The sequence below is a fragment of the Planktothrix sp. genome (genome assembly GCF_046067725.1).
Lineage (GTDB): Bacteria > Cyanobacteriota > Cyanobacteriia > Cyanobacteriales > Microcoleaceae > Planktothrix.
In genome coordinates this window covers 1-8,141 of record NZ_JBJUDF010000114.1, presented here as the reverse complement: position 1 = coordinate 8,141, position 8,141 = coordinate 1, and the positions used below count along the sequence as shown (strand labels likewise).

At 35.6% G+C, this 8,141-nt stretch carries 6 protein-coding genes; 3 read left to right on the top strand and 3 right to left on the bottom strand.

Annotated elements, in window-relative coordinates:
• Positions 1-906: tetratricopeptide repeat protein (locus ACKPEB_RS06490; RefSeq protein ID WP_408964036.1), on the top strand; the 906-nt coding region annotated here is incomplete at its 5' end.
• 70 nt (positions 907-976) lie between these two features.
• Here ACKPEB_RS06490 and ACKPEB_RS06485 read toward each other — a convergent pair.
• From ACKPEB_RS06485 to ACKPEB_RS06475, 3 genes are all read right to left on the bottom strand, one after another.
• Positions 977-1,492 carry a DUF948 domain-containing protein gene (locus ACKPEB_RS06485; RefSeq protein ID WP_408964035.1) on the bottom strand — a complete coding sequence of 172 codons (516 nt, stop codon included), beginning with the start codon at positions 1,490-1,492 and terminating at the stop codon, positions 977-979.
• Between the two features lie 76 nt (positions 1,493-1,568).
• Entirely contained in the window at positions 1,569-1,919 is a 351-nt protein-coding gene (locus tag ACKPEB_RS06480; protein WP_408964033.1) for a YtxH domain-containing protein, read from the bottom strand.
• 59 nt (positions 1,920-1,978) lie between these two features.
• On the bottom strand, positions 1,979-2,293 hold the full coding sequence (locus tag ACKPEB_RS06475) for a hypothetical protein (protein WP_408964032.1): 315 nt from the start codon (positions 2,291-2,293) through the stop codon (positions 1,979-1,981).
• A 203-nt stretch (positions 2,294-2,496) separates the two neighbouring features.
• Here ACKPEB_RS06475 and ACKPEB_RS06470 point away from each other — a divergent pair, with 203 nt between their 5' ends.
• Together ACKPEB_RS06470 and ACKPEB_RS06465 are read left to right on the top strand one after the other, a co-directional pair.
• On the top strand, positions 2,497-5,901 hold the full coding sequence (locus ACKPEB_RS06470) for a helicase-related protein (protein ID WP_408964031.1): 3,405 nt from the start codon (positions 2,497-2,499) through the stop codon (positions 5,899-5,901).
• Positions 5,902-6,121: 220 nt separating this feature from the next.
• Positions 6,122-8,141 (top strand): hypothetical protein (locus tag ACKPEB_RS06465; RefSeq protein WP_408964030.1); only part of this gene is annotated, 2,020 nt, incomplete at its 3' end.

Here is an 8,141-nt window from a genome sequence, read left to right as displayed (position 1 = left end):
GTCACTACTCCACTCGAAGAAACCGAACCAGCTATTGCAGAAAATTCTGTTAATCCTCAAGCTGAAATCCCTTTAGAAGAAACCCCAATTATTGAGGAAACTTCTGTTAATTCTCAACCGGAAATCCTCCTAGAAGAAACCCCAATTATTGAGGAAACACCTGTTAATCTTCAACCGGAAGTTATACAGGAAGAAACCCCAATTCTTGAGCAAACTTCTGTTAATTCTCTACCGGAAGTTATACAAGAAGAACCTATTATTGTTGAGGATACATCATCAGAGATTGAAGCTTTGTTTCAACAAGGAATTCAACAAGACGAAGCCGGAGATTTTGAAGGAGCCTTACTGTCCTTTAATCAAACGATTGAACTCAAACCTGATCATATTTGTGTTTGGTTTTATCGAGGCAATACCTTAAAAAATTTAGGCAGACTGGAAGAAGCCTTAGAATCCTTTGAACAAGCCATTAAGCTCAATCCAGAATATGCAGATGCTTGGAATAATCGGGGCAGTGTTTTAGAACTTTTAGAGCGAATTGAAGAAGCTTTAGAATCCTATAACCTCGCCCTTGGATTAGAACCCAATGATCCGTATATTTGGAACAATCGCGGAAATGTTTTATCTGATTTAGGACGATTAGAAGAAGCGTTAGAATGTTATGAACAAGCCATTCAATTAGAACCCAACTATTTTAACGCCTTATACAATCGAGGACTTTCATTACTCAATTTAGGGCAATTAGAAACAGCATTAATATCTTTTAATCAAGCTTTAGAAATACAGCCTGATGATCCTGATGTTTGGTATAATCGAGGTCTAACCTTACAAAATTTAGGACAAACTGAGGAGGCAATTGCAGCTTTTGAAAAAGCCAAACAATTGCAACCTGATGAAGAGGAAATTTAACCTCACACCCTAGAGTGCGGCTATCTCCGCACAGTTCTTTTTCCTGTTCCCTGCTCAATTAACAGTTAGGTTAAGTTTCCTCTCGTTCTTCATCTTCTAACTCAAAATTTGTCTCAGAATAGCGTTCCAAGCGTTGAATATTTCGCTCTCTAAACCGATGATAATTTCGGCTATTTCCTGACAATCGATGATAGTCACGACGTTGTAACTCAGAGGCGGAAGTTTTGCGCGTAAACGTTTTCCAAGCCACACGAATTCCAGTCAAAATACTTCCTGTGGTGGATTGCAACTTTTTCGCTTGTTGTTTAGCAGTATCTAAGCTTTGATCAACTTGTTTCACCACTTGACTCGCGCTTTGTACTCCTTCACTGACATCTTCTGTCAGTTCAGTAATTTCTAACCCCGTTAAACGAATCGATTCTAAAGTTGGTGGAAATTCACGGGAGAGAGTATCGGCTAGTTTTTCCACACTTCTTGCTGCCCGTGCAATCGCTTGCAGAGCAGGTAAGGCAACAGCAACAACAGTAGTGAGGCTGACAGCAACCAAAAATAGCGATAATGCCAGCCAAAACAAAGGTTCAGTCACTTGATTTCTATCAACAACAGCTTGGGGTTTGATTCGCCATAAAAGTATAGCGATTTTCTAGTGCAATTGCCGATGATTAAAATTTCCGTAAAGCTTTTTGAGACTCTGGTAGATGGTTTTCTGTTTCTACAGTCTGTTGGGTTGGTCGCTGTTGTTGACTGGCTTCTAGTCCGGCTGCAATGGCTTCTTTGAGCCGAAGTAAAGTTTCATCCCAATTGCGTCGTGCAGACCCTGACAGTCGATAGACCTGTAATTGAACATTAGTGGATAGATCTTCTGCAAGTTCGGGTAAAGCATCGGCTGATTTTTTGAGTAACTGTTTCGTTTCTTTCCCAGAACGAGGGGCTACCAACAAACCCGCCACTGTACCCACGACAGAGCCTAAGACAAAACCACCTAAAAATTGTCCTAACCGTTGATTTGACATATTGAACCGCAGTACAAATTCTTTCCCCGTACTCTATATTATTCTAAACAATTTTGTTCCTAGAACCTTGATCTTCTTTGTGGCCATCTCCTCGACCAGAACCGAACCACGAAGGAAACTAATGCTATTGCTTGATTGAGTTGTTGCAGTTGTCCCTGAAGTTGATAATAGTTTTGCCTTAGTTGATCACTTCCCTGTTGTCCATAATCAATAAAATTTGGTGCTCTTTCTAAAACAAATCGAGTGTTACGTTCCATTAAGATTAACCGTTTTTCTAAACGATTCATCATTAGAGTAAATCGCCAAATCTTTCGAGCCAGATACAAACACAGGCAAGAAATTAAAATATTAATGATAATAACGGTAATCAACATTCTGATACTTTGATTATAATTAAGGATTGATGATCTGATTTTATCCGATTAACCACACCTTGAATCAGTCTAAAATACATTTGCCCTTGTGATCTGCGATCGCTTCTGTTACCCCCACTGTGTTAATTTTATTTAATTTTTTACTCGATTAAATAACTTGTATTTTACACTAATTTTGTGATCAAAGCTTGGCTATCATACTTGTGCCGTTGAGATCAGTTGACTGTCCGGCTGAAGGATCTGTACAAAAAGGCTTAATTCACAATATTATGTTCAATCGTCAACTCAGTATAAGTGATTCAGCGATTAGAGATAATCACCGTCGCGGTACGGTTGGAGATTTCTTAAAAGATGAAATTCAGCCGGGATCGAAGTTGTCTATTGTTTCAGCTTATTTTACAATTTATGCTTTTGCCACTTTGAAGGATGAACTTTTGCAGATTGATAGTCTCAATTTTTTGTTTGGTGAACCTGAGTTTATTCTTGATCCAAGTAAAAACGAAAAAAAATGGTTTCTACTTGAAAGAGAGGGATTACAGTTGCAAAATCAACTGCAACAAAGACCTTTAGCTCGTGAATGTGCAGACTGGATTAGAGAGAAGGTACAAATTAAGTCAATCCGTAAAACGAATTTACTGCATGGCAAAATGTACCATATTGCTACTGAATTTGAGGAAACGAGCGACGAGGGTTATCAATCTCATGAATCCGCGATTATGGGAAGTTCTAATTTTACGGTTAAAGGGTTAGGATTAACGGGTAAAAATAGTAATATTGAAATTAATTTGATTGTCAAAAATAAAGAAAGTATATCTGATCTCAAGGTTTGGTTTGATGAAATCTGGAAAGATGAAAAATTAGTAGAAGATGTCAAGGATCAGGTGTTGCTTTATTTAGAGCAGGTTTATGTTAATTATGCACCCGAATTGATTTATTATAAAACGTTATTTCATGTTTTTGATAAATTTTTATTAGAACAGCAAGAAACAAGTTTACTGGCTGAAAAAAGCCAGATCGTGGAAAGCCAAATCTGGAACAGTTTATTTGAGTTTCAAAAGCATGGGGTGATAGGGGCAATTAATAAAATCCTGAATCATAATGGGTGTATTATTGCTGATAGTGTTGGTTTGGGTAAGACTTTTGAAGCCTTAGCCGTAATTAAATACTTTGAACTTAAAAATTATCGCGTGTTAGTTTTATGTCCGAAAAAATTAAAAGATAACTGGACAATCTATCAAGCTACGAATAATAGTGAATTAAATCAATTTGTTCGCGATCGCTTCAGCTATACGGTATTATGTCACACCGATTTAAGTCGAGAATCTGGTAAATCTGGAGATACCGATCTCGCTACTTTTTATTGGGGAAATTACGATTTAGTCGTTATTGATGAATCCCATAATTTCCGTAATAATACGAAAGGAAAGCGAGATGAAGAAGGTAATATTATTCGCAAGAGTCGTTATGAGCGACTGATGGATGATATTATCAAAACTGGGGTAAAAACTAAGGTTTTATTACTGTCTGCAACTCCAGTTAATAATAATTTAACAGATTTACGACATCAACTTGCATTTATTAGTGAAGGTCAAGATGATGCTTTTAAAGAATCAATTGGTGTCGTGAGTCTTAAGGATACTTTAACGAATGCTCAACGTGCTTTTACGAATTGGGCTAAAAAAACAAAAAATCGTCAAACCAGGGATTTATTAAATTCTTTAGATTCCGGTTTTTTTAAACTCCTAGATGAATTAACGATCGCTCGATCTCGCAAACATATTCAAAAATATTATAAAGATGTTGTTTCTCAATTAGGAGGGTTCCCAGAACGGTTGAAACCAGAGTCTATTTTTCCTCAAATTGATTTAAAAAAGAGATTTATGTCCTATGATAAACTTAATGATGAAATCTCTAATTATCAACTTTCATTATTTAATCCTTCTCAGTATGTTTTAGAACAATATAAGTCACAATATGAACATCAATCTCAGGGAAAATTTAAGCAAAGCGATCGCGAATATTTTCTGATTGGTATGATGAAGGTTAACTTTCTAAAACGCTTAGAAAGTTCGGTGAATTCCTTTGCCATTACAATGAAAAGGACTATAGAAAAAATAGAAGCTTTACAGACCCGAATTGAACGGTTTAAAGAGTTTCGAGATCAAAACCAGAATCTTGACCTCAATCAATTTAAACTTGAAGAGATAGATGATGAAGAATTACAGTCAGCGATGGAGGTGGGAACAAAGCTAATCTTTAAAATGGCACATCTGGATATTGATAACTGGCTGAAAGATTTAGAACGGGATAAACAACAACTCAATATTCTTTATAGTTCAGCTTTGCAGGTTGATCAAAAACGGGATGCGAAATTAGCAGAATTAAAAAAGCTGATTGAAACTAAAGTCAAACAGCCAACAATTAATAAATTAGGACAACCTAACCGCAAGGTTTTAGTCTTTACTGCTTTTGCGGATACAGCCGAATATCTTTATCAAGCATTACAGGAATGGAACACTACTAATACCTTAAAAATTCATCTTGCTTTAGTCATCGGTGGAAGCGGAAGAAATCAAACAACATTCGGTAAGAATGAATTCAATCAAATTCTAACAAATTTTTCTCCGATCTCTAAACAACGGAATAAAATTAAATCAATGCCCCAAGGGGAAGAAATTGATTTATTAATTGCGACAGATTGTATTTCTGAAGGTCAAAATTTACAAGATTGTGATTATTTAATTAATTATGATATTCACTGGAACCCCGTTAGAATTATTCAAAGATTTGGACGAATTGATAGAATTGGTAGCCTTAATAAAACTGTCCAGTTAGTTAACTTTTGGGCAACGGATGACTTAAACAAATACATTAATCTAAAAAATCGGGTAGAAGCAAGAATGGCCTTAGTAGATATTGCGGCTACTTTTGAAGATAACTTGCTAGAACCTGATGAAATTAAAGAGTTAATCAAAAGCGATTTAAAATACAGAGATAAGCAGTTGTTACGCTTGCAAAATGAGGTTTTAGATTTAGAAGATTTTGATGAAACTGTAGCTTTAAATGAGTTTACTTTAGATGATTTTCGGATTGAACTGAGTAACTATTTAGAAAGAAACCGCAAACAGTTAGAAGCTGCACCCTTGGGGATTTATACAGTAGTTCCCTCAATTCCAGAACATCCAATCATTGGCCCTGGGGTGATTTTCTGTTTACAGCAAAAAGGTGATTCTTCTGGGAATGAAACCGTTAATCCTCTGCAACCTTACTTTCTAGTTTATATTCGTAATGATCAGGTTGTGCGCTTTGGTTTTGCTCAACCTAAACAGATTTTAGAGCTATTGAGATTATTATGTTTAGACCAAACAAAAGCTTATGATTCTTTATGCAATCTATTTGACCAACAAACCCATCATGGTGTAGAAATGAGTTTTTATAATGATTTATTACAAAAGGCGATAGATTCGATTACAAAAACTTTTAAGCATCGCCTACTCAACAGTTTATTTAATTCTGGGAAAGGAGCAATTATGCCAGAACATCAAAAACAGGTTAGCAGCAAAACGGATTTTAATTTAATTACATGGTTAGTGATTAAAGATGAATAAACACCGGATTTAAGATCATGTTAAAATATCTATAAAAGCAGGAGATTAATGAACAGGCTATAAATTATGAAGAATAATATGAAATCTTTAAATGTTTGCTACGCATCTGTTCCCTGTAGAGACGTTGCATGCAACCTCTCTACAGGGGGTTTAGGGTGATAATCTGTAGCATCGATTTAAGGGTGGAATATAACGTGAAACTCGCTTTGGAGAATCAACAATGAACGAACAACAACTCAAAGATAAAATTCGCCAATCTATCCAAAATCTATCTACAGGTCATCTTGGGGAAAAGGTAGAGACGTTATTTCAAACCCTCGGATATTCGACCGAAAGAAAGTTTGATTTAGCGAACAATAACCCTGAAGATTTTCTCGAACTATGGGAAGGAATTGACAAAAAACGGGCGATCTGTTCTCAATGGCGTTCGGTTGATTTTTTGTTTCAATTGACAGAAGAAGAGATTCGTGCTAATTCCCAACTCGGACTTTTTGGCAATCAAATTGATCAAAATTATCTTAAATCCTATTTATTTTTATCTATTAGTTTGTGCGAGAATCATTACACCCGGACACAACTATCAAATATAACTCGTGAAATTAACCGCCAGTCGGATATTCCCATCATGGTATTATTTAGACAAGGTGAATATTTGACTTTATCAATTATTAACCGCCGTCCGAATCAACGGGAAACCGCTAAGGATGTTTTAGAAAAAATTACTTTAATTAAAGATATTGCGATCGCTAATCCCCATCGTGCTCATCTTGAAATTTTATTTGATCTTTCCTTACCTCAATTATATAAAAACTATCAATTTACTAATTTTGATCAATTACACGATGCTTGGCAAAAAACCCTTGATACTACTGAATTAAATAAGCGTTTCTTTAAAGAAGTATCAAACTGGTATTTTTGGGCGATTAAAAACGTTACTTTTCCCGAAGGTGCAGGGGAAAATATCGAAATTCGGAACGCAACTAGCGTGATCCGTTTAATTACTCGATTAATTTTTGTTTGGTTTTTGAAGGAAAAAGGATTAGTTCCTGACGATTTATTTAACTTTCAAAGGGTGCAGCAATTCCTAATATCAACTCAACCGCAAGAAAGCACCTATTATAAAGGGATTTTGCAAAATTTATTCTTTGCGACCCTTAATCAGGAAATGAATACTCCTAATAAATCAGATCATCGCAAGTTTAGAAATAAGGCGAAGCAAGCTGGGGGAAGAGATCAAAATTATATGATCCATAATGTTTATCGCTATGAAAATTATTTTCAAGATGCACAAACAATCCTCAGACAGTTTGAAAATATTCCGTTTTTGAATGGGGGTTTATTTGAATGTTTGGATAAATCTAATCCAGATCATCCTCAACAGATTATTCGGATTGATGGGTTTTCAGATCGCACGGATAATCCTTTAGTTGTTCCTAATTTTCTATTTTTTACTGAATCTGAACAACAAGTTGATCTGAATAATATTTACGGGACGCGCAATAAACGTTATACAGTGCGAGGTTTAATTAATATTTTCAATAGTTATAAATTTACCATTACTGAAAATACCCCCATTGAGGAAGAAATCGCCCTCGATCCTGAGTTATTAGGAAAGGTGTTTGAGAATTTACTGGCGGCTTATAATCCAGAAACAAATACAACCGCTAGAAAGCAAACCGGATCGTTTTATACGCCGCGTGAAATTGTTGATTATATGGTAGATGAAGCGTTAATTGCTGATTTAGAAAGTCAATTATCCTTGCTGTCAAAGGATAAAACAGGAATAAATCAAAGGTTGCGTCATTTGTTTGCTTATAATCATGAATCCCATCAATTTAATGATGCAGAAGTAGACATATTAATTGCAGCCATTGATAATCTAAAAATTCTCGATCCTGCTTGTGGATCGGGTGCTTTTCCGATGGGAATTTTGCACAAATTAGTGTTTATTTTAAGTAAACTTGATCCACTGAACTTTCGATGGAAGGAAAAACAAATTGCTAAAGCAAGTGAAATTCCTGATAGTACGATTCGAGAAAAGGTGATTGAGGATATTGAGCAAGCGTTTGAACGCAATCAGTTAGATTATGGACGTAAGCTATATTTAATTGAAAATTGTATTTATGGGGTAGATATTCAACCAATAGCTGTACAAATTTCTAAGTTACGTTGTTTTATTTCCTTGATTGTTGACCAAAATATTGATGATGATCAGGAAAATCGCGGGATTCGTCCTTTAC